The sequence below is a fragment of the Methanosarcina siciliae T4/M genome, assembly GCF_000970085.1.
Classification (GTDB): domain Archaea; phylum Halobacteriota; class Methanosarcinia; order Methanosarcinales; family Methanosarcinaceae; genus Methanosarcina; species Methanosarcina siciliae.
Genome location: NZ_CP009506.1, coordinates 3,595,901 through 3,618,612, shown reverse-complemented (window position 1 = coordinate 3,618,612; position 22,712 = coordinate 3,595,901). Strand labels below are relative to the sequence as shown.

Below are 22,712 nucleotides of genomic sequence, written 5' to 3'. Positions count from 1 at the left end.
ATCATTCTTTCTGATTAAGCTCTAAAGCTTTGATCCTGTTGATTATCTCTGTCCGGGCTTCATAATCCACTGAAATTCGCTCTCCGTACTCAACTCTGTGCACAATACCTTCATCGTAGAGCCAGGAAAGGACTGACATCCCTTTTTCAGAGTTAGGGAGGGTAAAGGAGTAAGAAGACCAGGCAGGCAGGTGTTTAATGATCTCAGCTTTTAACTCCTTCATACCGATCTTCTCCTTTGAGGAAACGAACACCGGATTGGGAGCCATATAACCAATTTCCTCCATAACAGCTTCAAGTTCGGATGCTTCAAGCAGATCGGTCTTATTGAGCACGGTGATCACCGGAACTCCCTGGATACGGTCCCAGAGAGTGTCGTGAGAGGTGGAAAGTTTCTGCAGTATTGTCTCGGGTTTCTCGCTTACATCGACAACAAGCAGGATAAGGTCGGAAAGAAAGATCTCATCGAGGGTGGATTTGAAGGCATCGACCAGCCAGTGCGGGAGCTCCTCTATGAACCCCACAGTATCGGTCAGAAGAGCCTTTCTCCCACCCAGATCAAGAGCCCGGGTAGTCGGCACGAGGGTTGTAAAGAGCTTGTCCTGGGCTTCAACGCTTTCATTGACAATCGCATTGAAGAGCGTGCTTTTCCCGGCATTCGTATACCCTGCAAGGGAGACAAGAGAAAAGCCCTTCCTGTGCCGGAAAGCCCGCAGGGACTCATCGTCTTTTTCTGCAGACTCAAGTTCATTTTCAATCCTTGATATCCTTTTCTTCAGGTCCTGCTCGTAGGCGTCCTCATAGTCCCCGAGACCCATGAAACCGGCTCGTTCTTCCTTTTTCACAAGGGAAACAATGGCTCTTGCCCTCGGGACCTCATACCTGAGCCTTGCAAGCTCAACCTGCAGCTTGGCCCTGCGGGTAGTAGCTCTTTTTGCAAAGATCTCAAGGATAAGCTGGAACTTGTCCAGTATCTGGCACCCGCAGATTTCCGAGATATTGAAGAGCTGGATTGTAGAAAGCCTGTTATAAAAAATGACCTTGGAAGCCCTTTTTATCCTCGCAAGTTCGGCAAGCTCCTCTATTTTCCCTTTCCCGAGCTGGTACCTGGAATCCGGAAACCTTGTCTGCGTAAGCTCCCCGACAGGGATGTAACCTGCGGCCCTTGCAAGATCCCTGAGTTCTTCAAAGAGGTATTCTCCGCGCTCAGGGTCGGCCCGCGGATTGGTTCTTTTTATGAGTATTACCCTGTTTTCGGAATCTGTTTTTTCTGATGGAATTTTTACGCCTCGATATTAAGTTCTTTAATTAGTAAGTTTCGAGCGCTCAGAGAAATGTGGTGAGCAAGCTCTATAGCCCTTCTCTCAGCCAGGGACTCCTGGTACTTAAACGCCCCCGAAAACATACTTTCCGGTACCCAGAGGGGCTGGTTGTACATATCCCCCTTCTCGGACACAATCGTCCCCTCAAAGGAAAGCTGGTTAGCCGTGTCCTCAATAAGCTGCACGATATCAAGTAAACCGGGATCTCTTTTAAGCCAGAAAGGAAGGATTTTCACCTGCTTAACTTTTTCGATATGGTCCGCAGAAACAGTAAGAGCTACAGCTGCACAGACCATATAATAACCATCTTTGATCCTGTGCCTGCCCGAAATGTCCACTGCAATAATGTCCCACATTTATGTTTCACCTTCCTGTCCGGAAAATACCCTGTTTTTGCGAAACTTCAAGAAACAGCATCCGAATCTATAAAATGGCATACTCTATAATCACACCGTGCCCTATAATCGCATCATACCCTCTGACCCTATTATAAAACCGCATATGTAACCACGGTACAGAATCACATCTTGACCCTGCCGATGTCCAGGTACTCGACTTCTTCCCCTTTCTCAACTGCAAAGAGCATTCTTTTGCGCACGCTGTTTGCAAGCCTGACAGCCCCGGACAAAACCGGAAGCCTGAATTCGTAATCAGAGGGAATTACGTTTACGAGATACTCGGAGTGGGGAATTTTTTCTATGGACTCGACTTTCCTGTAGACCCTGAAATGGGTCCCGAACTTAAAGCCGGTCTTGACCACGTGCCCCGAGTCTCGCAGAGCTTTATATGCACAGTATTTCCGCAGGAAAGAACTTTCGATTTCCGAGGCTTTCTCAACAAATTCATCAAAGGAGAAGACCTTGCCTTTCCTGTCCCTGACGACTATAACCTTTCGCGAAAAGAGGAAGAGGGACTCAACAAGGGAGAGCTGCAACCTTTCAGGATCGAGCATTTTCCCGTAGAAACCCCTGGCATAAAGAGCCCCGGAAGTCTCAGCATCCCAGGCGATTACCCTGTCTTCGAGGAAAGTCGCATCGGTTTTGACTGAGGGGTAGGGTTCAGACATCTCTCCCTGAGGAGCAGCGGTTTTAATCTCGTAGAAGGTCAGGTCGCTTTCTTCATCCACGACGGCCAGGATAAACTGCTTGTGCACGTTTTCTGCCGAGATGACCGAATCCTGCAAGAGCTTTACGGGAAGGGGCTGCCTTTCCGACAGGACATGGACAAAGATTTTTGCCGCACTTTTCCCTGGATGGCTGCCTCTGGGGTAGACCCTGAAGTCCGCAGCCGAAGGCTGGACATAATATCCCCGCTCTTTGAGGTCTTTATATACGATATACTTCAGCTCGAAATTCGGCTGCCTCAGAGAAGCCTGCTCGAAAAAAGCCCTGAAATCAAGCTTTTTTCCTTCAAGCTCTATCTCGATTTTTCCTCTGGACTGGAGGTATGCGGCTTCCACAAGGGAGAGCTCAAGCCCGTCCTCCCTGGGCCGCCCGAAATAACCTGTTTTGTAAAGTTCGGCAACCGCTTCCTTTCCGGCAAGGATCCGGTCTCCTTCAAGTTGTGTTTTCAATAGGTTCACCTGAGAAGAAAATAGAATGAAAATAAGTTTTGCAGGAATCTATTTTGTAAGATTCCGGATTCTAACAGTCTGCTTTGTAACAATCTGGTTTATCTTTCTTACTTTGAATAATCCGACCTGTATAAGCCGGTCTTTAACCGCTGTGTAATAATCCGGCCTAATATAATATTGTTTTTTCGACCCGCCGGGGCAGAGCTGCAAATACGGGTGCAGGCTTTCAAGGCAGCCCCTGAGGTGCAAATTTGAAAGCGCAGGTATGAAAGCGCAGCCTTCAAGAGCAAGGCTTCAAGATAAGCCTGAGAGTTATATTTTTACCGGGATTTTTATCGGGGAGTCCTTGAAGCCCTGAACTTCCTGGCAGCTTCGACAAACGAACCTGCAAGTTCCCGGTATGCAACTCCGTGCAGGTGGGCATAAGAACCAAGGGTGTTTCCGACAATAAGCCCGTCCCTATCGCCTTTTATCCCGGTGCCCCGCAAAAGAGCTATTGCAAACTCCGCATCTTCGGGGATTTCCCGGATTTCGGAGTGGTGGAACTCATGTCCCTTGAAGCTGTTGCCTTTCTTTCCGATAAGGCAGTCCCGGTCAAGGGTCCCGATATTGTAGCTGACTACCCTTGTCTGCCCCATGATCGTATGCCCGGGAAGCGCCCCGACCATTGCATAGGTGGATTCGGGCATCGAAGCATCGTGGTATGTGCCTTTCCCGGGGACTCCGGTACTGATTTTTTCCGTAAGGTACATGAGCCCTCCGCACTCGGCATATATTGGCATCCCTGCAGCCGAAGCTTCTTTGATGCTTCTTCGCATGGACCCATTGGCTTCGATTTCGGCGGCAAAAAGTTCGGGGTAACCACCTCCGATATAAAGACCGTCCACATCAGGGATCTCAGGGTCATTTACCGGGCTGAAGTAAACTATCTCCGCACCTGCAAGTTCAAGCAGGTCGATATTGTCGCGGTAGTAAAAGTTGAAAGCTTCATCAAGGGCAATGCCGATTCTCGGCCTGAGAGAGCCTGCCCCGGCAGCAGGGAAAAAGATACTGTTTTCGGGGCTTGTCAGGGGTTTTGCACTCCCTGCAATTTCCAGGAAGCGGTCCACATCAATCCCTTTATTGATGATCTCTTCAATACCCCGGAGCCTGTCCTCAAACCCTCCGTCCCCAAGCCGCCTCCTGCCTTCAAGCGCAGGCATAAGTCCGAGGTGGCGCATGGAAATCTGCATGGAGGGGTCTCTGGGGATAATCCCTATAACCGGCACGCCAGTATAGTGTTCTATTGCCTCTTTTGCCTTCTGTGCGTGGCGGCGGCCTCCGATGTTATTCAGGATTACGCCTGCAATTTCCACATCAGGGTCGAAATTCTTATAGCCGCCTATAAGGGCTGCCGCGGAGCGGGTAATGCTGCGGGCATTGATTACGAAAACCACGGGGCATTTGAGGATTTTTGCAATCTGGGCAGTACTCCCGAGGTCGCTGAGGCCTTCAAAACCTTCGTAAAGCCCCCGAACGCCTTCGATAATTGCAATATCCGCCCCGCCACCGGTTTCACAGGCATGGGAGTAGACATCAAGAATTCCGTTCTCGTCCATCAGGTAGCCGTCAAGGTTCCGGCAGAACCGGCCCGTGATTTCTGTATGATAACTGGGATCGATATAGTCAAGCGCGACCTTGAAGGGCTGGACTTTGTACCCTCTTGAAACAAGGGCAGCCATAAGCCCCATGGAAATCGTGGTCTTGCCTGAAGAGGAACGGTCTGCGGAAATAAGGACTCTGGGAATTCTCCCCGCATCTTTTCCGCCGGGTTGTTTGCTGTGGGACATACTCTCAATACCCCTTATCTGTTTTCTCCGTTTACTGTAGCACAGGTAGTTATTCCGGTTTACTTTGTCATTTCCCTTAACCGCTCATCGCTCAGGTGGGATGCCATGACCTTCTTTTCGTTTGTAAGGATTGCTTTTCCGAGCTGGCGGTAGACCTCGGCAATGTCGGAGTCCGGAGCTTTTTCCATAACGGAATAACCATCCCTTTCGCAGTCCTGCACCACCTGCCGCTTCGGGATGAAAGCCATCAGCTGGCTTCCGATTTCCTCGGAAAACTTCCCGACAATCTCTTCTTCCCGGCTTGCATTCCTTGAGTTGCAGATAACCCCGCTAAGTGGCATCCCAATCTTGGAAAGCCCTTTGCAGATATTATTTGCCGCATAGAGGGGCATGTACTCTCCGGAGGTCAGGACGTAGGCCTCATTTACGTAACCCTTCCTGACAGGAGCAACAAAGCCACCGCAGACAATGTCTCCCGGCACATCGTAGATTATGAGGTCCTGTTCTTTAAGGAGGTCTCCGGAAATGCTCTTAAGTTTCTGGATTGCAACGATAATTCCGCGTCCTGCACAGCCTATCCCGGGTTCGGGACCTCCGGCTTCCACGCATTTAACCCCTGCATACCCTTCAAAGACCACATCTTTTTCCTGTATATCCACTCCCTCTCGGAGGAGGTCGAGGATTGTCGGGATTCTTCTGCCTCTGAGGAGGGTGATGGACGAATCGCTTTTGGGGTCACAGCCTATGATCATGACCTTCTTCCCCGTTTCCGCACAGGCAGCTGCAACGTTTGATGCCGTACTTGACTTGCCTATGCCGCCTTTTCCGTAAATTGCAACGATCTTTTGTTTTTTCAAAGGATCTTCCTCCCGTGATCTAAATTCTCCTGTATTGTTCCCTGATTTTATCCTGACGATTCTACTTTATCCGAATCCCGGCTTTTGCCCTGACACTTTTCCTTTCAGGTTTCCTTTGCAACTTCCCTTAATGTGGCTCCGAACTCGGATTCCACGATTTTGCTGACTCCGAGGGTTTTTGGGTGGAGGTCGATTTCAACCAGGACATGCTCGTGCCCCATCTCTTTTAAGGGCAGGACCTGTCTTGGCCCGTTAGTAACCGAGACCAGTTCCATGTGCTGCAGGTTCTCCATGGGGATTGCATGAGGAACGCCCGTGATAACCGCAAAATCGTAATCACTGTATTTTTCCTTGATAAGTTTGCTGACCTTTTCCCCGGCTATAGGATACTCATCCATGCCACCGATGATTTCATGGATCTCAACCCCGTGGGCTATGAAGTCCCGCATAATGAATTCGGCATGCTGCCTGACCCGCGGAAGCCCGAGTTCGGGGTCGATGTTTGCCATATTGACCAGGTTTTCCTTTTTCCCGAGCATGGATGCAACCTCATTTACCGCAAGGGTGATGTCTGCAAACATGTAGCCGGTTTCTTTCTTGGCGTTCATTATGACGAGCCCTTTCTTGCCTTCCCTAAGAAGCTCCACCAATCGCTTTGCAACCTTATATTTGAGATCGCCCCTGGAAGGGGCAAGGTACTCCTTGCTTGCAGCTCCATACCTCTTTTCGACCTCTGTGGCTTTCGAAAGTAGGTATTCCTGGCGTTCGAATTCTTTATAATCAATTATCCCGGCATCAAGGGCCGATTCGAGGGCAAAGAGCACGCCTCTTGTGTTGTTGTGGTAGCCTGCATGCACTTCGACTTCGATAACCGGGATGTCCGGATTTGCTTCAAGCACGGCGTCGTGCATTTCCTCTCCGATAATCATGCTGGCGCAGGTGCCGACAACCCCCAGGATTTTAGGGTTGAAGAGTTCGATTGACTTGTTGATAACTTCCACAAGCCGGTCATGCCCACCGAAAACAAAGCTGTTCTCGTCAAGCCCCGTGGTGACCACACGGATCCCGTCCTCTTCAAGCAGCCTTGCATGTTTAAAGGAGCAGCCGGGGGGACCGTGCAGGATTGCAACATCAACGTTTAAATCCCTTAGGGTATAAAGAGCCGCAACGATCGAACTCGGGCGGGGGTGAATGATTGAGATCTCTTTTTGAGCCATTACGAATCCTCTTTTTGATTATACGAATGTGATACGGGTTTTACCCGGGAGATTCCGGAATCTCGCAGGACTGTAAACCCCGCCTGAACTGGAAGAAGGTATCCGGAAGCGGGATAAGTTGAAAGTTAAACAAGCAATGGAAACGAATACAGATTGGAAGACCCTGTATAAAATTGTATCATAAATTTCCGGAGAAAAGTCCTCAGCCAGACCCGAAATTCTTGCCGGTATTTCAGAGCCGGAAAGAGGATTTTCGAAGGAACAAGATCATCGTTGGGGACATTACTTAACGGAAACATTTCACTGATGAGAGAATCATGTCTTCTGCGCCTGCAAGTTCCGAAGCCTTCTGGAGCCCTTCCTGAAGGCTGCCTGCATAAGAGACATTTTCAGCAGCTACTGCTTTCATTCTCTCACCCACCAGTATAATATGCCTGCACTTCGTACCGAACTTTTCTAAAAACCCCTGCACTGAGACAGGAGGCAGACCTTCACAAACCTGAGAGGCTTCTTCTCCCAGGACAAGGATTATACTTCCCTTTTTTTCGTCCTTTTTCTTCAGGAGAGCGTATTCAAGAGCTTTTTCTGCAGAAAGGATGTCCATTCCGGAATTGGAGTTATCAACCAGGGCAACCCCGTTAAGCTCCTTTTCCTGCATCCTGCCCGAAAGTCCCCTGAACTCTTCAAGCACCGAAACAACAGCTTCCCGGCAAACCCCTAGTTCGAGAGCGGCTGCAGATGCTGCAACAAAAGCTGTCCTGTATGCCGAACTGTTATATCCCGGACACAGGGAAACTGAAAAAAGCTCTTCCTCTCTGCGGAGAAAATGAAGGATCGAGTCTTTCTCAGTCCCGAATGCGGTTTCCAAAACAAAATCGGGAGCATCAGACAGCTTTACCTGAGTCTCTGCATAAAGAGGGTCCTTGAAGGTTAGAACTTTTGCCCGACTCCCTTTCGCAGCCTCAAGGGCTTTTTCTGCCCCGGCATTGAGAAGAAGGGTGCTCCCGGGCCTGGCGTTCAGGACAAGCTGAAGTTTTGCATCGCTTGCAAGGGAAGTGTTGTTTGCAATCCCGTAATCAGGGGAAAGGGTTGTCAGGATCCCAAGGTCAGCGGTACCCGTAGCTCCTATAGAAATTTCAAAGATGAAGAATTCAGGCCGGATTCCTGACTCAAAGCTTTTTTCAATGGCTGTCAGGATACTTCCCGGAGTAATGCTCAGGCCCCTGTGAATAAGAAAAGGAATGCCTTCTTTCCAGGCTTCAAGCCCGCGAGAGGTATGGAGCACGACCTTGAAGTTGCGGGAAAGCATGTCGGCGAGTAGAGACGCTGTGCTTGTTTTTGCTTTTACGCCTGTTATCTCAACTATTTTGATATCCGAAAGCCTGGGGTCGGCCTGCAGGATTTGTCCTACTGTTTCGTGGTGTGAGAGAACAGTTTTTCCTTCGGACCTGGCTTCCGTAAGCATGGGATAGGCAGGGTCCAGGTGTACGGGCGCTATCAGAAGATCGAACTCTGACACGGGGAGAGGAGTTTTTGAACAGCGTATGCCGTACTTTTCCTCAAGCTCCCCGAGCAGCGCCTGATCCACGGTTCCGTAAACGTCTACTCCGGAAACCTCATTTCCCAGAGCTGTGAGTTTTTTTGCGATAGGAATCCCGCCGTGGGTCAGGTCAAGCACGGCGAGCTTCTTCCGGAACAGGCCCATGATAATACCGGACCCTGAGCCTTAAATCACAGGGCTTCCTGAACCCTTTTGAAAACGAGGTCTGCAATCAGTTCGTCGGCGCCGAGGGGCTTTGCGTAACAGAGAGGAACGTCCTTTCCATCGATATTAAGAGTTCCACAGCCTTTTTCGTCCAGACTTAGGATTCCGGGGATATCCTTTGTGATGTGGACACCCGAGGCCAGGAAGACCGGTACTGCTGCAATCTTTGTTACACCTGTACCTGCAAAGCCTGAAATTGCTTCTTCCAGGGTCGGTTCACTGTTTTCCATAAACCCTGCTCTGACAACGACATCGCTGTGCTTCTGGGCGATGTAATCTGCGATCTGGCTGACTACTTCCTTGTTGTAAGGAAGCTTGCTCCCGTGGCCGATGGCCAGGATTCCGAGTTTCTCAGTCATTTTTAAAACCTCATTTTTAATCTAAACTTAAAGCGGTTATTCGGACTATGTTTATTCGGATTGTGTTTAACACAATTCTTCGAATTTGTAACATCTATGAGATTAACATAGTTAGGATTTATATGATATAACCTTTTTGAAAAAAAGAAACAACGGGAGAAAGTTTTGAGAGATCGGAACCAAATCCATAGTTGCTATAATTATTCCGATGTTAAGTATCCACAATCAAGCTAACTCTCAGTGTTCTGTTTTAATTTCCGCCTGAGCTTTCAGTTTTTCATTTCCGCCTGATACCCAGAGCTCACTGCAGGATATGTACAAACCAAAGTTGAGTTGACTTAACACAAATAAAGTTGATTTTTCATATTTAGTATTAAATCGCAATTGTTTTATGTTACCCATATTTATAGCTATTAAAATATCAGAATTTAATTTGTTTGGTAGATACAATGACGGAAAACGCTTACAAAAATTCAAAAGAAAAGAATATCCGGAGCCTTATTACCCGTTACCGGGATTTTTTACTTGATCCCGGAACGTTATTCACTATGGCAAGCGGGCTTATTCTGATAATAGCAATAGTTGCTTATCCGCAAAATATGCTTTCAGACAGCAATTCTACGGATGAGGGTAACTGGTTATATCTATTATCCGCATTGATCGGATCATCATTTATATGGTGGTCTGCTTACCAGGGGGTTAAAGAAAGAGACTTTACGGCTGATATCCCCGTTACCATCGCAACAATTGCTGCTATTGCCATCGGGCAGTATTCAGCTGCTGCTGTCGTAGCCGTGCTTTTGCTTCTGGGGGGTATGCTGGAAGAACTTGTTTCCGCGAGAGCAGGAAAGGCGCTTGAATCTCTGGCAAAACTATTGCCTGACAGAGTCACTGTCAGACGTGACGGACATGATATTGTAGTTTCGCTTGAAGATGTCCAGGTCGGAGATACGATTCTGGTAAAGTCCGGGGAACGGATTGCTGTTGACGGAACCATCCTTTCAGGTACTGCTTCGGTAAATCAGGCTGCTATTACCGGAGAAAGCCTGCCTGTTGAGAAACAATCCGGAGATACGGTTTTTGCAGGAACCCTTAACGAAACGGGAGCAATGGAAATACTGGCCACCAAAGTAGGAAAAGAAACGACTCTCGGACAAATCCACCGTTTGATTGAGGAAGCGCAGACTCAGAAGCCAAAAATAGAAAGGCTCCTGAATCGGCATGCTAAGGTCTACACCCCTACTGCAATTATCTTAGGCGGCCTGCTCTGGTGGTGGAGTGGGGACCTGACACGAGCAATAACCATGCTAATCGTCTTTTGCCCGTGCGTAATGGTACTTGCTACCCCTACGGCACTGGTAGCCTCGGTTGGTAACGCAGCGCTAAGGGGCAACCTCATTAAAAAAGGAGCTACCGTAGAATCCATGGCCGGGATAGATACCGTTATTTTTGATAAAACAGGGACACTGACCCACGGGGAACCAAAGCTTTCCGGAATCATACCCCTGAAAAACAACGATGAAAACGATCTGTTGTTATTGGCAGCTACCGCAGAAAAATTTAGCGAGCATCCGCTTGGAAAAGCTGTTGTAAGAGCCGCAGAAGAAAAGGGATTCCCGGTTCCGGACCCCGAATTTTTTGAATCCGTATCCGGCGTCGGTATAAACGTTAAAACCAGCGGAAAAAACATCTTCATAGGCAGCCCTAAACAAATATCCGGATTGGATTTCTCGATTTCCGACAAAGTCGAAGAAAACATTGCAAAGCAATCTCAATCGGGACACAATGCCGTTCTGATGGGAATCGACAATGAAATTGCCGGATTGTTAATATTTGAGGATAAAATCAGACCGGAATCAGAAAAGTCCGTTAAGGATCTTCACAAACTGGGAATCAAGACGATAATGGTCACCGGGGATAGCAAAGCGGTTGCGGAACGGATAGCTAAAATCCTTGGTATAGACGAGGTACATGCCGAAGTAATGCCTCAAGAAAAGGTAGAAATCGTAAAACGTCTACAGCTGGAAGGCCATAAAGTCATATTCGTAGGTGACGGAGTAAATGACGGCCCGGCACTTGTAACGGCTGATGTCGGGGTAGCCATGGGACTTACGGGGACAGATGTGGCAATAGAGACAGCAGAAGTCGGACTGCTATCCGATGACCTCTTAAAAATTTCATACCTCATAAACATCTCGAGGAAAGCTATAAAGACTATCTGGCAAAACGTTGCTTTTTCACTTAGTGTCCTCTCCGTGGCAGTCGTATTAACTATACCGGGGATACTTACCCCGATAACCGGAGCATTATTACACGAACTCTCCTCAATTCCGGTGATAATGAATTCAGCAAGGCTGATTACATACGAACCAAAAGATTGAGGGAGAATGGAAAAAAAGTTAGAAACTATTTTTAGCTTTGTAAGAATTCTCCCTAACAGACAGAGGTAGAGATTTATTGAATCACTGAAATCCAACTCCTTCTCCCCTCAGTCATAAATCATTTATATTTTTTGAATAAACAGAATTTCTACAAAGCTGTATTTTATGAATAAAATTAAGTCAGAAAAAAAGGCTTCAAAAAAAGCTTCAAAAAATGCCCTTATTTCAGATCCGGGCTTTTACCGGCTCGGAATAAGCTCTTGTGAGAACCGTTCCCGGGTATCCGCAGGCATATTACTCTTTCCTTCCCCCGCTTTTTTCTTCACCTTGTTTTCCTTTCCCCAGCATGTATATAACCGGCAATCTTAAAAGCCTTTACTGCCTCTGACCGCTTACTCTCCGCGGGGTTCACTTTCCTGAGAAGCAACCCTGTCAAAGTCCCCGCGCAGAGCTTTCAGGGCATATTTTTCCACGTCAATTTCCTGTTTTGTACGGATCCCGAACCTTCGGAGCAGGGGTACCGGAGGGCACCAGCCCTGTATGGCATATTGAAGCAGGAAAGTTCCGGCTATTAAAGGCAGGATAAACCATTTCTTGCTCTTTTTAAACCCGAGTACTACTCCAATTATGGAAACTACCCCCGCACGAAATTCTATGAAACGTCCTATATCCCATTCATTATCCAGCTCTTCGATCCTTTTTGAAATCTCGTAATATGTCTTGCTTGCATAGAACCGGACCGATGCTGCAATTTCGCAGTCGATTGCCTCATTAATTTCAGGAGACGTATGGGCTCTTACCCTGTCTCCCCTAACAAGTTCTCCAAAATCGGTCATCAATGAAAAATTCCCCCCTCTGATAACTGTTTTAACCTTTATGGGAACTGCCTGCTATTCAAGCCTGTTATTAAACGAGTGGAGGTATGGCCATATAAAATTAATCATAAAAATTTATTCGAGATTCATTTTCCCAGATGAAAAAGTGGGTAAGAACAAGAACCAAAAAGATTAATATCTCAATTGCGATGTCGGTTTCAGGTCATTTTTTATCCGGCTGCCGGCCCGTCCGTACTCTGCGCAGCGCAGGGGAGAGAAAAAATGAATGATTCTCTCCCGGATTCCGGGAGAGATAAAACGGTTAATCAGGTATCTCCGGATGGGGAAAAAGCAGAGAAAAAACTGCATCTTTCTCGCTTCAGAACTCGATCAGGCCGTTCGGGTAATATATAATATATGCCCCACGGAAGTATTCGCCTCCCGGATGTCTGTACCCGTTTGACCCGCTCCAATCGAAGTTGAGCCAGTACTGCGTTTGTCTGTCTTCAAGCTCTCTTTCCGAGTACCAGACATTTTCGGCATAAGGATACCGCTCTGCGATATAATCCAGTATGGCGTAAGCCGTCTCCATGTCGTCTCCTATGTAAAGTTCGGGATAAGCATGCCCGTAAGACTCGTTATATGCCGTAACTACCCTTGTATTGAAGCCCATATTTTCCAGCAGGGCAGACATGACAATGGAGTAGTCGTCGCAGTCTCCCGTATATCCGCTGTCGATTGTCTGGGATGCCCCGAAGAAAAACTCGGCGTTTTTGTCATACCTGTAGTCCCATTGTCTGTTTACGTAATTGTAAACGTCACAGGCATCTTCCATATTGTATCCCGAAGTTTTTCCTGTGATATTGAAAACTTCTTCTCTTATCCGTTCCTCTCCTGTACCTATAGCTCTCTTGAAGTTCAGGGAGAGGATCCTGTATTCTCTGGGATAAACGAAGCCTGAATTCTCTTCGGAATACGTGGGCACTTCTGGGATGGCTGAGGAAGTAACAATATCTGCGGTTTCAATGCTATCGGTAAGGTTTACATCTTCAGCATTCAACTCTTCTCCCGGAACCGTCTCCTCAGGCAGCAGTTTATTCACATCATCACTGACAAGCTCGCCATTAAGGCTGCCAGTATCCAAACAGCCTGCCACCAGAGAGGCTAGAAAAATAATGAGAAATATAAATTTGAAAGCCTTCGTACAGGCCACAAAACCAACTCCAGAAGTAATATATAAATTATAGGGGGAAATAAACCTCTCTAAACATAAAAATTAAGAAAGTAATTAAGTGAGAAGATAAAAAAGTGAAAAGATAAGAAAGCAAATTTATCAGTCCCGGCATTAAACTCTGATTTTAATAAAGTATTTATTTATCCCTTTTTCGTTTTAAAAATATCCCGCATTTGGGATAATCGAGCCCCTCACAGTATTTGCCTTTAGGCAGGAATTGGGAGCATGATGAAGAATATTTGCATTTCAGATGGAAAATAGATAAAATCCCCATATATGGTCCCCCCACATATTAAATATTAAATGTGCCCATATACATCAAGCGTTAGATTACCTCTCGTCAAGCTTGAAGAGGTCCAATTTCATTCCCTGATGCTCTTGCATTTTCTGAAGTGACCTCGGTTATTTTAAAGTACGGCAGCCCCTTAACTGCCAGCTGGGCCATAGAATATTCGAGATCCTGCGTGGGACCCTTGATTTTGGCAGGACTGGCTATGACATTGAGCAGTTCCGCAAGGCTGGGACTGTTCGACTTCCATGTCCCGTCACTCTGGGTTTCAGCTGTAAAAATTTTCCATTCTATTTTCACGGACATTAGTTTTCTCCCCATTGAAATATTCATTTTGTTGAGCCGCATGCTCAAAAAAAAATCATTTTGTACTCTGGATTAAATATTTTTATATGTTTGGACATATAACCTTATACTATTCGTATAATTTCATTATTTTCACTTCCGGGGCCTGGAATTATTGCCCGAAAAAGAAGCCGCAGAACAGTATCAAAGGAAACTGTGAATGCTGACAGGAAATGCTCTCGGAAGGTTTTTGGACGGCGTTTTAACTTCCTCGGAAATTGCAAAAGTTGAGAAAAAATCCAGGCTGCGCCCCAGCCTTTCCGCTGTTTCAACTGATTCCATCCATATCTCCCTCTTTCCAGAGCTCTCAAACTGATAAATCAAACTCCGGGTAACCCCTCATTTTAGAATTATTCATACGATGTTGATCATACGTCTGTATCAGGGCATCCAATAGGGATTTAAAAACCTGCATTATTCGAGGTCGCTTTCGAATCAGAATCGCCGAAAAACGTCATTTTCCTTCGCAGTATGGGTTATATCTGTTTTTTAGCGGACCTTAATATTAAGATTTTGAGGAAGAAGGCAATCTGTTGCTGAATAATAAGTTTTATTCTGTTTCAATCCTTTTTGTTTCCGAATAGTAAGTATACTATCCGTAAGGAGTATATTTAAGTTTCAATCTCATTTAATAGATATTTCTTTCGAATATGGAAAATGGAATGAAGATAGAAGGAACAGTGGTAAAACGGAATACCATTAAAAATTATATTTTAATAGTTCAATCGGGAGGATTATAGTATTCAGTTACACATTCCCCGAATAATTCCTTGGACATTTTGAACCCTTCATATATTCCTTCCAGACGATCCTGAGAATAATTTGGTTTTTTATGAACCTCAATCGTATCTATAATCAGGTTAAATCTGTCCTGCAGGCTCCGTATCTTTGCAGCCGGGTCTTCTTCCGGGGAGGAGGGAGTAAATTTCTCCGCATTTTCCTCAAAAGCATCTTTAGCTATTTCCAGACCCTCATTTATTCCTTCTTTATAATCCGAATAAGCCCGACCATCCTTATTCCTCTCGATCAGGTCACTGAATCTTCTGATTGTCTTGTTAATTTTCTGTTGATCCAAATTTTACCCCCTGCAAAAATATAAAAAAACTGTTTAAGAACAGCAAAAAGCCCAGATCCTTATTTTAGCAGACTTTATGTTTGAGTAATGGATTTATTTTTTATTATTTATATTTACTTTCGCTTCAATTCTTTTTAGAAGAGCAAGAAAGCGAATTTTTGATATACCTTCAGGAAACCAGCATTGAGCAAATTAGAAAAAGATCACTCTCATTACTCCAGTTCCCTTAATTCTGGTCGCATAACAAAATTAGAATTACTGTAAAATTAGAATTACTTGAATATTTTATTATATATTGTGAAAATAACGCTCGACAGATGTCCCTGCTTCATGTGCCCGGCCCCGGCGGATGCGTGAGAATTGACCAGCCGGTTGTAAAAAGCCCTTGATAATTCCATACCTGCCATGTCTACATATTTATAAAAGAGATAGCTCAACGGGACTATTAAAAATACAGACAGGAAGCACGATATTAAAAAAGCCGCCCCGTATGATAACACCGGGTACATGGCAAGGAACAGGGCACAGGTGAAGCTACTTATCACCAGGAAATGCACAAGATACAGGGAATAGGATATTTTTCCGAGGAACAAAGGCAAAGGGGAAGAAAAAACGGCTTGCAGCCCCCGGCTGTTTAATAAGACATACATTATCATGCCTGCACCTATTATATGATAGGCCGCCTCCGGGGTCTTGAAGAAGCCGGTGTTGAGAAACGCGTATAAGGAACCGGTTGTTACGGGGCTGAGAGGATAGGACCCGAGAAACAACCCCGAAACCAGGATGATAGAGAGTAGAATGTTATTATCGGTTTTGAATACCGGCATTTTGCTGCTGGACGTGTCAGCAAACGCCATTCCTATTATGAAAGCCAGGTAATAAGAGTTTAAGAAAAGTACGGTTGAGGCAAGGTAGAACGTCCAGCGGTTCCGCAGCGACCCGAACAGCAAGGCCATTGCAAAAACGAGCATTGACCCGAAAAATTCTATATTCATCGTCCATAAAACCGGGTTGTAGGGAGTCTTGCCGCCTACGAAAAACGAGTCCCATACCGCCTCTTTAACCGCATCGACTATGCCTGGAGTAAAGTCCCAGTAGCCGCGGTAGTTGCTGCCTGCGGAAACCGCCATAGTTTCGAGATAAGAACGGTATAGCCCGGCAGAGGCCAGCAAGTACGAGAACATGACTGCTGCGAATACCGGAACAAATAATCTCAGATATCGGCGCACTGCGCTGCTTATAATTACTCCGTTGTCCTTCGTTTTAAAATACTTTTGGGTTAATACGTAGCCGCTCAGGGTAAAGAAGATGCACACCGAAAAATTGCCGGCACCGATTAGTCCGAAGGGCGTGTTCGAAAAAAGCAGTTCAAGCTGTCCGAAATGTGAAGGCATTTCACTGCCGTAGACCATCGCCGGGGCTAATGCGACAAAGAAATGCATAATCATGACATTAACCGCAGCTACACCGCGCAGCCCATCAAGGTAGGTGATCTTCCCGGCCATATTGAGACTTCCACCTTAGCTTCTTCACAGCCATCTATATTTCAACTATCTTATGTTTCTTTCTTCTTATGATGGATTTGAATCAGGAATAACTTTTGTATTTGTTTCTATTCAACTGTAACCAGTTTTTAATCCGGGCTTATCAGGTACAGAGGTATAAAAACACTATCTTTTGACATCCTTATCTTAAAAGGTAATAATTGTTAGCTCAAAACTGCGTTTTATGTATGTTCTTCTATATTGCAAAAGAGGCTAAAATATTATATATATAACATTATAAATTTATTGAGATATTGCGGGTCCCCGTTTAGAATTACAAAAAGCAATGAGGAAGAGTGATATTGCAGTATGAAACCCAATAATCGAAGCCTGTCTCATTTACTGTTCATTTTGTTTACAGTTTGTATGATACTTACATCCTCAGGCTCTGCCGCTCCGGATCCATGCATCTCCGGTCTACCCCTTGATACGAACGAGACCTCTTCGGATGAGTTTTGCTGGGATTCAACCACTTTTGGAGGCCTTTATTATTCTGCAAACAAACACAAGGATCTTGTCGCCTCTGAGAACTGGTTTGGAGAACGTCTCCAGTACATCGAAACCGATGGACAGTACGAACTCGGGAAAAACAACCCCGGAAACCATGTTATTGGTGAAGATGAGCTTGTGTATTCTACAAGACAGTTCCCCAACAAGTACAAGGTTGTTTCCGAGCTCGGACTTGGTGCAAATACAACACCTTCAGAACTTGGAGGTATGGTTTACTACAAGCTTCCCTGGTTTGGCAAACCTTATGTTGCGGTGGAAAACGATGCTACACAGCTTGCTAACCTCGTAATCGACCAGCCCGGAAGTGGTAAAAAAGTTCTAAAAGCCGGGGATACCTGGGACCTCGGGAAAAACTATTCTCTGACCGTCAACCAGGTTGATGTCGATGGTAACAAGGTCTGGTTCTCCTTGTCTAAAGACGGAGAGGAACTGGAGTCCGGAATTGTTAATGCAGACGGGACTGTTGAAAATCAGTTCTTTACTGCAAAGGCAGACTTTGGGGACGGAAACGACCAGCTCTATTTCATCACCTATGTTGACTCTGTTTTTGTGAGTGCTACCGATTCTTTTGCTGTCTTCAAATATACCTGGCTTATTGACAAAGATAATATCCTTATTATTAAAGAAGGGGATGAATACCAGGGCTTTGAGGTCAAAGAGGCTTTGGAAGACGAGCTTGTTCTCAAAAATACCGATTCGATTACCCTGAATCTCGATAAGGATGTAAAGAATTACTTTACGGATTCCTGGTATTTCCAGACCTCAGATGAGGGAAAGGGCAGTACTTCTTCGAAGGGCTACGTTCTTTATCCTGCAACGGATGTGGTTATCGAAGCCGAAGATGCCTCTGAATCCGCAGAGAATTATACAGAAAGTCTCAACATAACCCCGGATTCAAAAGGGTCTGAAGTTTCCTCTGATTACAGCCCGGATGCTTCCGAAGTAGAGGACTCTGAAAATAAGAATAATCCATCTGAAGAAGAAACAGGGAAAGAGTCATCTGCAAAACTTCCCGGTTTCGAAATACTTGCCGGGGTTTATGGGATCGCTTTTTGTCGGGTTTTCATAAAAAGGAGAAACTAATCCGTTTTCTGAAACGAAAGAATTGCTCCTTTGTTAAAAACAACTATGAATTCTGCAAATCGGTACCCTGATAGGACGGGGGAAATCTCAGACCTGCAAAGAAATTCCCCTGATCCTATCAACACACAACCATTACAGAAAAAATATATTTTAATTTGTAAAAAACATGGAGGCGTTAATATAAGAAGATTAAAAATGCAAAAAAATTCCGGGAAGAGTGTCTTACTATTATTTATTCTGTTAATTGTTAGCACGCTGTCTGCAGGCTGCACGGACAATTCGTCAACTTCCCAGACCATTCAGACGTCGGAAGAAACATCAACCAGAACTCTTACCGATGCCCTCGGCCGAACTGTCGAGATTCCGGAATCTGTGGATTATGTAATTTGTTCCGGCGTAGGCTCCCTGAGATATCTTACATACCTTGAAGCACAGGACAAGATTATAGGAGTCGAAAGAAGCGAAACAACCAATTCGGCATCTAATGCCAAGCCGTATTCCCTTGCAAATCCTCAGTTTAGCACAGACTATCCGGTCTTTGGAGAAACAAGAGGGATGGATGATCCTGAAAAGATACTTTCTCTCGATCCGCTGCCCGAAGTCATAATAAAGACATACTCCGCAACAGGCTTTGACCCTGTTGAACTTCAAGAGAAAACAGGTATCCCGGTAGTTATTGTGAATACAGGGGATTTGGCAGATAACAAAGAAGACCTGTATGAAAGTCTCAGGATAATCGGAGAAGTCGTAGGCAAAGAAGAGCGCGCCGAAGAAGTAATTTCTTTCTTTGACGAAAACATAGCAGACCTTAAAGAGCGCATTGCCGACATACCGGAAGAAGACAAGCCCACATGTTACGTCGGAGGCATAGGACGTGCGGGAGGGCCACAGGGATTCCAGTCAACAGAACCGACATATCCCCCATTTCTTTTCACCAATGCAATAAATGTTGCTTATGGTGACATGGATATCAATGTTGCAGATGTTTCAAAGGAAAAAATCATTGAATGGGACCCCGAGATCATATTCCTTGACCTGAACACTATCGAATGCGGAGAAGACAGAAGCGGACTCAGACTCTTACAGAACGACGAATCATATAGACAGCTCCAGGCAGTCCAGTCAGGAAACGTATATGGGGTATTGCCTTTCAACCAGTACGCAACAAATTTCGGTTCAGTACTTGCAGATTCTTATTTTGCGGGAAAGACCCTTTATCCGGATAAATTTGAGGACGTAGACCTTGAAAACAAGACCATAGAGATATACACATTTCTTGTATGCAAAGGAGATGAAGAACTCGGCAGGGAAATCTACAACACTATGATTAATGTCTACGGAACCCCGGCATTCGCAAAACTGGACATCTGAAATTTTGAGAAAACGGTGAAAGGATGAAACGATTAGAAGGCGAAATTGCATGCCGTTACAAAGAGCATACAGGCAGGAAAAACACATACATCTTTTCAGGAGTTGTTCTTTTATGCATAATGCTTGTGATGTCCATCTCGATCGGAGCTGCCAACATACCTCCACTCGAGGTAGTGAAAACACTGACAGGACACAGTGTTTCGGATCGATGGGACAGCATAGTATGGAATATCCGCCTGCCCCAGGTACTTACAGCTATAGTTGCCGGTGCCGGGCTCTCCGTAGCAGGGGTCATAATGCAATCGATACTTCGAAACCCACTGGGGTCACCTTTTACCCTGGGCATATCCAATGCTGCAGCCTTTGGGGCGGCTTTTTCGGTGATGGTGCTCGGAACAGGAGCTACACACACCCTTGTTGGTGACGCTGTGACAATCAGTAACCCATATGTAACTACTGCCGTTGCATTTGGGTTCTCTCTTTTTGTTACGGCCGTTATCCTGGCATTTTCCAGGTTCAGAGGAGTCACACCTGAAGTAATGATCCTTGTAGGAGTGGCCATGAGCTCTCTCTTTACAGCCGGGACTATGTTTTTGCAGTACTTTGCCGATGATACGCAACTTGCTTCCATAGTATTCTGGACCTTTGGAGACGTTTCAAGGGCAAGCTGGAGTGAACTGGCACTGATTACTGTGGTAGTAGTGGTATCTATAATATATTTCACATTGAACAGATGGAAATACAATGCCATAGATGCCGGGGACGAAACTGCAAAAGGCCTTGGTGTGAATGTTGACCGGGTGAGGGGGAGGGGAATGATATGCTCATCCCTTGTTACAGCTACCATCGTTGCATTTTTAGGAGTTATCGGCTTCATAGGCCTTATATGCCCTCACATGACACGCCGAATCATAGGTGACGATCACCGATTTCTGATAACAGGGAGTATAGTAATGGGCTCCCTGCTACTTCTATGTGCGGATACCGCAGCCAGGGTAATAATACAGCCATATCAGCTCCCGGTAGCCGTACTTACATCTTTTTTGGGAGCCCCGACGTTTATATACTTAATACTTAAGGAAAGAAGAATATGATCCTGGAAGTAGATGGGGTGGAATTTCAGTACCGGAGTAAAGAAGTACTCAGAGACATAAAATTTCACCTGAAGATGAATGAAATACTGGCTATACTGGGCCCTAACGGGGTGGGAAAAACCACCCTGCTAAAATGCATGAATGCCATCCTGAAACCAAAGAGCGGCACAATACTGATAGAAAATGAAGATGTGCTTAAACTTGAGCAGATAGAAATTGCACGCCGCCTGGGATATGTTCCGCAGCACTGTGAATGCTCAAGGCTGACATCTTTTGATGCTATTTTGCTTGGCAGAATTCCACACATAAAGTGGGAAATTACTACTGAAGATCTGTTACTGGTAGAAGCCACCATCAAGAGACTGCATCTTGAAGAACTTGCATTGAGGTACATTGACGAACTTAGCGGAGGGGAATTGCAAAAAATAGGAATAGCAAGGGCCATTGCACAGAACCCGAAACTGCTATTACTGGACGAACCTACAAGCAGCCTTGATCTTAAGAACCAGCTGGAAATACTGGATACCATAAGAGAAGTGGTCAGGAAGGACGATATGTCTGCCATTATGACCATGCATGACCTTAATCTTGCATTCAGGTATGCTGACAAGTTTCTCTTCCTCAAGGACGGCACAATTTTTGCAGCGGGAGGTATAAGGGATATCACCCCGGAAATCATAAAGGAAGTATACGGAGTGCCGGTGGCGATTCAGAACTACATGGACATAGCTGTGGTGATCCCTGCCCCGTGAAAACCGGAAAAATATCTTAGAAAAGAGCATTTACGGAGCGGCAATACAGTTCTTCAGTAGAAGGTGCCAGGAAAATTAATGATATAAGATCGTTAATTTTTCTCACAAATAATTCTATATACAATTAAGCAGATATGAAAAAATATGAAAGGATTTTCAATTAATATCGAAGAAGCGACTCTGGAAAACAACAATTTCCGTAAGGTACTGTACACCTCAAAGCACAGCCAGCTGGTACTTATGAGCCTCAGGCCCATGGAAGATATCGGAATGGAAGTGCATGAGGAAAACGACCAGTTTTTCCGTTTCGAGGCAGGCCAGGGCAAGTGTATAATTGACGGCAACGAATATGCTGTAAGTGACGGGTTTGCAATTGTCGTGCCCGCAGGCTCCCAGCACAACGTCATCAACACTTCGGAAACCGAAGAACTGAAACTCTACACAATCTATTCCCCGGCACACCACAAGGACGGAATCGTACGCGCCACGAAAGAAGAAGCCGAAGCCAATGAAGCGGAATTCGACGGCGTGACCACGGAATAAGATTATTATACATAGAATTCGTTAAGCGCTGAAAGATGCAGATAAAAACGCTTATCTTTCAGGCGTTTTTACTTTTTTAATTGGGAGTAAAGCGTTGAAATTTGCCCTCAAGCGATGCAGGCTCACTTGAATTGAGATATAGAGAAGTATACATAATAAGAATCAAATATACATAATAAGAATCAAATATACATAATAAGAATCAAATATACATAATAAGAATCAAATATACATAATAAGAATCAAATATACATAATAAGAATCAAATATACATAATAAGAATCAAATTTTAATATATATTTCGTTCACGTCCTTAAGTGATAGATTCTTTTTTGTTTCTTCAATTCGAACCTGGACATTGTGATAATTATTACTTCCACAAACCGGACATTTTGATATTATACATTTCAATCTTAACTTAATGAAAAAATAGTAAGTTTGCAATATATTAAAAAAACTCAAACTTGGTGAAAGTAATAAAAACATCTATGAAACAAGCCAGCTTCAGGGATAAAATCCAATAGGGAGTATATATAGATTTTAACTGGCGGTTCATTATTGAAGCTGGCAATTGATTATAGCGTTCAATTATTAAATATCTTTCTAATTATAGTATATGTGTATGAGGGGAAAGGTACAACTAATAAAAATATTGACATTTAGGGGTTTCAAAACGTCAATCGGATAAAGATGGACCATCCATGCATCTGAGACTGTAAATATATGTAGCGAAAAATGTGAATAACCTGATAATG

General features: G+C 45.1%; 20 protein-coding genes. 7 read left to right on the top strand and 13 right to left on the bottom strand.

Annotation, left to right across the window (positions count from 1 at the left end; all coding sequences use genetic code 11):
* Position 1: 1 nt before the first annotated feature.
* The 8 genes from hflX to cfbA all read right to left on the bottom strand — a co-directional run bounded on the left by hflX (position 2) and on the right by cfbA (position 8,942).
* On the bottom strand, positions 2-1,279 hold the full coding sequence (hflX, locus tag MSSIT_RS15105; protein ID WP_048173413.1) for a GTPase HflX: 1,278 nt from the start codon (positions 1,277-1,279) through the stop codon (positions 2-4).
* Positions 1,280-1,281: 2 nt separating this feature from the next.
* Positions 1,282-1,677 (bottom strand): DUF2209 domain-containing protein, encoded by a 396-nt coding sequence (locus MSSIT_RS15100; RefSeq protein WP_048173412.1) that lies wholly within the window; start codon positions 1,675-1,677, stop codon positions 1,282-1,284.
* Positions 1,678-1,841: 164 nt separating this feature from the next.
* Entirely contained in the window at positions 1,842-2,894 is a 1,053-nt protein-coding gene (gene endA, locus MSSIT_RS15095; RefSeq protein ID WP_048173411.1) for a tRNA-intron lyase, read from the bottom strand.
* 332 nt (positions 2,895-3,226) lie between these two features.
* Positions 3,227-4,723 (bottom strand): Ni-sirohydrochlorin a,c-diamide synthase, encoded by a 1,497-nt coding sequence (gene cfbB / locus MSSIT_RS15085; RefSeq protein WP_048173409.1) that lies wholly within the window; start codon positions 4,721-4,723, stop codon positions 3,227-3,229.
* Between the two features lie 59 nt (positions 4,724-4,782).
* Positions 4,783-5,580: a Ni-sirohydrochlorin a,c-diamide reductive cyclase ATP-dependent reductase subunit gene (gene cfbC, locus MSSIT_RS15080; RefSeq protein ID WP_048173408.1), complete on the bottom strand. Its 798-nt coding sequence runs from the start codon at positions 5,578-5,580 to the stop codon at positions 4,783-4,785.
* Between the two features lie 104 nt (positions 5,581-5,684).
* Positions 5,685-6,797 carry a Ni-sirohydrochlorin a,c-diamide reductive cyclase catalytic subunit gene (cfbD, locus tag MSSIT_RS15075; RefSeq protein WP_048173407.1) on the bottom strand — a complete coding sequence of 371 codons (1,113 nt, stop codon included), beginning with the start codon at positions 6,795-6,797 and terminating at the stop codon, positions 5,685-5,687.
* A 286-nt stretch (positions 6,798-7,083) separates the two neighbouring features.
* Positions 7,084-8,502 carry a coenzyme F430 synthase gene (gene cfbE / locus MSSIT_RS15070; protein WP_048173406.1) on the bottom strand — a complete coding sequence of 473 codons (1,419 nt, stop codon included), beginning with the start codon at positions 8,500-8,502 and terminating at the stop codon, positions 7,084-7,086.
* 26 nt (positions 8,503-8,528) lie between these two features.
* Positions 8,529-8,942, bottom strand: coding sequence for a sirohydrochlorin nickelochelatase (cfbA, locus tag MSSIT_RS15065; RefSeq protein WP_315968713.1), 414 nt, complete (start codon positions 8,940-8,942; stop codon positions 8,529-8,531).
* Positions 8,943-9,358: 416 nt separating this feature from the next.
* Here cfbA and MSSIT_RS15060 point away from each other — a divergent pair, with 416 nt between their 5' ends.
* A complete protein-coding gene (locus MSSIT_RS15060; protein ID WP_231589886.1) occupies positions 9,359-11,302 on the top strand; it encodes a heavy metal translocating P-type ATPase in 1,944 nt (647 codons plus the stop codon).
* Positions 11,303-11,694: 392 nt separating this feature from the next.
* Here MSSIT_RS15060 and MSSIT_RS15050 read toward each other — a convergent pair whose 3' ends face one another.
* The 3 genes from MSSIT_RS15050 to MSSIT_RS15040 form a co-directional block, all read right to left on the bottom strand.
* Complete coding sequence (locus MSSIT_RS15050) at positions 11,695-12,138, bottom strand: DUF2892 domain-containing protein (protein ID WP_048173402.1); 444 nt, start codon at positions 12,136-12,138, stop codon at positions 11,695-11,697.
* Between the two features lie 358 nt (positions 12,139-12,496).
* Entirely contained in the window at positions 12,497-13,261 is a 765-nt protein-coding gene (locus tag MSSIT_RS15045) for a transglutaminase-like domain-containing protein (protein ID WP_231589884.1), read from the bottom strand.
* A 430-nt stretch (positions 13,262-13,691) separates the two neighbouring features.
* Positions 13,692-13,946 carry a hypothetical protein gene (locus MSSIT_RS15040; protein ID WP_048173400.1) on the bottom strand — a complete coding sequence of 85 codons (255 nt, stop codon included), beginning with the start codon at positions 13,944-13,946 and terminating at the stop codon, positions 13,692-13,694.
* Positions 13,947-14,145: 199 nt separating this feature from the next.
* Here MSSIT_RS15040 and MSSIT_RS23540 point away from each other — a divergent pair, with 199 nt between their 5' ends.
* Positions 14,146-14,301: a hypothetical protein gene (locus MSSIT_RS23540; protein ID WP_156158872.1), complete on the top strand. Its 156-nt coding sequence runs from the start codon at positions 14,146-14,148 to the stop codon at positions 14,299-14,301.
* A gap of 405 nt (positions 14,302-14,706) precedes the next feature.
* Here MSSIT_RS23540 and MSSIT_RS15035 read toward each other — a convergent pair whose 3' ends face one another.
* Positions 14,707-15,060, bottom strand: coding sequence for a hypothetical protein (locus MSSIT_RS15035; RefSeq protein ID WP_048173399.1), 354 nt, complete (start codon positions 15,058-15,060; stop codon positions 14,707-14,709).
* Positions 15,061-15,332: 272 nt separating this feature from the next.
* The gene (locus tag MSSIT_RS15030; protein WP_048173398.1) at positions 15,333-16,565 is read right to left on the bottom strand and encodes an acyltransferase family protein; all 1,233 of its coding nucleotides are present in this window, start codon (positions 16,563-16,565) and stop codon (positions 15,333-15,335) included.
* A gap of 405 nt (positions 16,566-16,970) precedes the next feature.
* Between MSSIT_RS15030 and MSSIT_RS15025 the strand changes: the two genes are divergently transcribed.
* The 5 genes from MSSIT_RS15025 (at position 16,971) to MSSIT_RS15005 (ending at position 21,957) form a co-directional block, all read left to right on the top strand.
* Entirely contained in the window at positions 16,971-18,197 is a 1,227-nt protein-coding gene (locus tag MSSIT_RS15025; RefSeq protein WP_231589883.1) for an S-layer protein domain-containing protein, read from the top strand.
* A 195-nt stretch (positions 18,198-18,392) separates the two neighbouring features.
* Positions 18,393-19,568: an iron ABC transporter substrate-binding protein gene (locus tag MSSIT_RS15020; protein ID WP_048173396.1), complete on the top strand. Its 1,176-nt coding sequence runs from the start codon at positions 18,393-18,395 to the stop codon at positions 19,566-19,568.
* 23 nt (positions 19,569-19,591) lie between these two features.
* Positions 19,592-20,662: a FecCD family ABC transporter permease gene (locus MSSIT_RS15015; RefSeq protein WP_048173395.1), complete on the top strand. Its 1,071-nt coding sequence runs from the start codon at positions 19,592-19,594 to the stop codon at positions 20,660-20,662.
* A complete protein-coding gene (locus MSSIT_RS15010) occupies positions 20,659-21,414 on the top strand; it encodes an ABC transporter ATP-binding protein (RefSeq protein WP_048173394.1) in 756 nt (251 codons plus the stop codon). The genes MSSIT_RS15015 and MSSIT_RS15010 overlap by 4 nt, the downstream gene beginning before the upstream one ends.
* Positions 21,415-21,558: 144 nt before the next feature.
* Positions 21,559-21,957, top strand: a complete 399-nt coding sequence (locus MSSIT_RS15005; protein ID WP_048173393.1) for a cupin domain-containing protein — start codon at positions 21,559-21,561, stop codon at positions 21,955-21,957.
* Positions 21,958-22,712: the final 755 nt, after the last annotated feature.

Excerpts from the sequence above, each read along its gene's own strand:
- cfbB (WP_048173409.1), bottom strand. The coding sequence starts at position 4,723 with ATGTCCCACAGCAAACAACCCGGCGGAAAAGATGCGGGGAGAATTCCC.
- MSSIT_RS15015 (WP_048173395.1), top strand. The coding sequence starts at position 19,592 with ATGAAACGATTAGAAGGCGAAATTGCATGCCGTTACAAAGAGCATACA.
- MSSIT_RS15010 (WP_048173394.1), top strand. The coding sequence starts at position 20,659 with ATGATCCTGGAAGTAGATGGGGTGGAATTTCAGTACCGGAGTAAAGAA.
- MSSIT_RS15100 (WP_048173412.1), bottom strand. The coding sequence starts at position 1,677 with ATGTGGGACATTATTGCAGTGGACATTTCGGGCAGGCACAGGATCAAA.
- MSSIT_RS15030 (WP_048173398.1), bottom strand. The coding sequence starts at position 16,565 with ATGGCCGGGAAGATCACCTACCTTGATGGGCTGCGCGGTGTAGCTGCG.
- MSSIT_RS15040 (WP_048173400.1), bottom strand. The coding sequence starts at position 13,946 with ATGTCCGTGAAAATAGAATGGAAAATTTTTACAGCTGAAACCCAGAGT.
- MSSIT_RS15025 (WP_231589883.1), top strand. The coding sequence starts at position 16,971 with ATGATACTTACATCCTCAGGCTCTGCCGCTCCGGATCCATGCATCTCC.
- MSSIT_RS15020 (WP_048173396.1), top strand. The coding sequence starts at position 18,393 with ATGCAAAAAAATTCCGGGAAGAGTGTCTTACTATTATTTATTCTGTTA.
- cfbD (WP_048173407.1), bottom strand. The coding sequence starts at position 6,797 with ATGGCTCAAAAAGAGATCTCAATCATTCACCCCCGCCCGAGTTCGATC.
- MSSIT_RS15005 (WP_048173393.1), top strand. The coding sequence starts at position 21,559 with ATGAAAGGATTTTCAATTAATATCGAAGAAGCGACTCTGGAAAACAAC.
- MSSIT_RS23540 (WP_156158872.1), top strand. The coding sequence starts at position 14,146 with ATGCTGACAGGAAATGCTCTCGGAAGGTTTTTGGACGGCGTTTTAACT.
- cfbE (WP_048173406.1), bottom strand. The coding sequence starts at position 8,502 with ATGGGCCTGTTCCGGAAGAAGCTCGCCGTGCTTGACCTGACCCACGGC.
- MSSIT_RS15050 (WP_048173402.1), bottom strand. The coding sequence starts at position 12,138 with ATGACCGATTTTGGAGAACTTGTTAGGGGAGACAGGGTAAGAGCCCAT.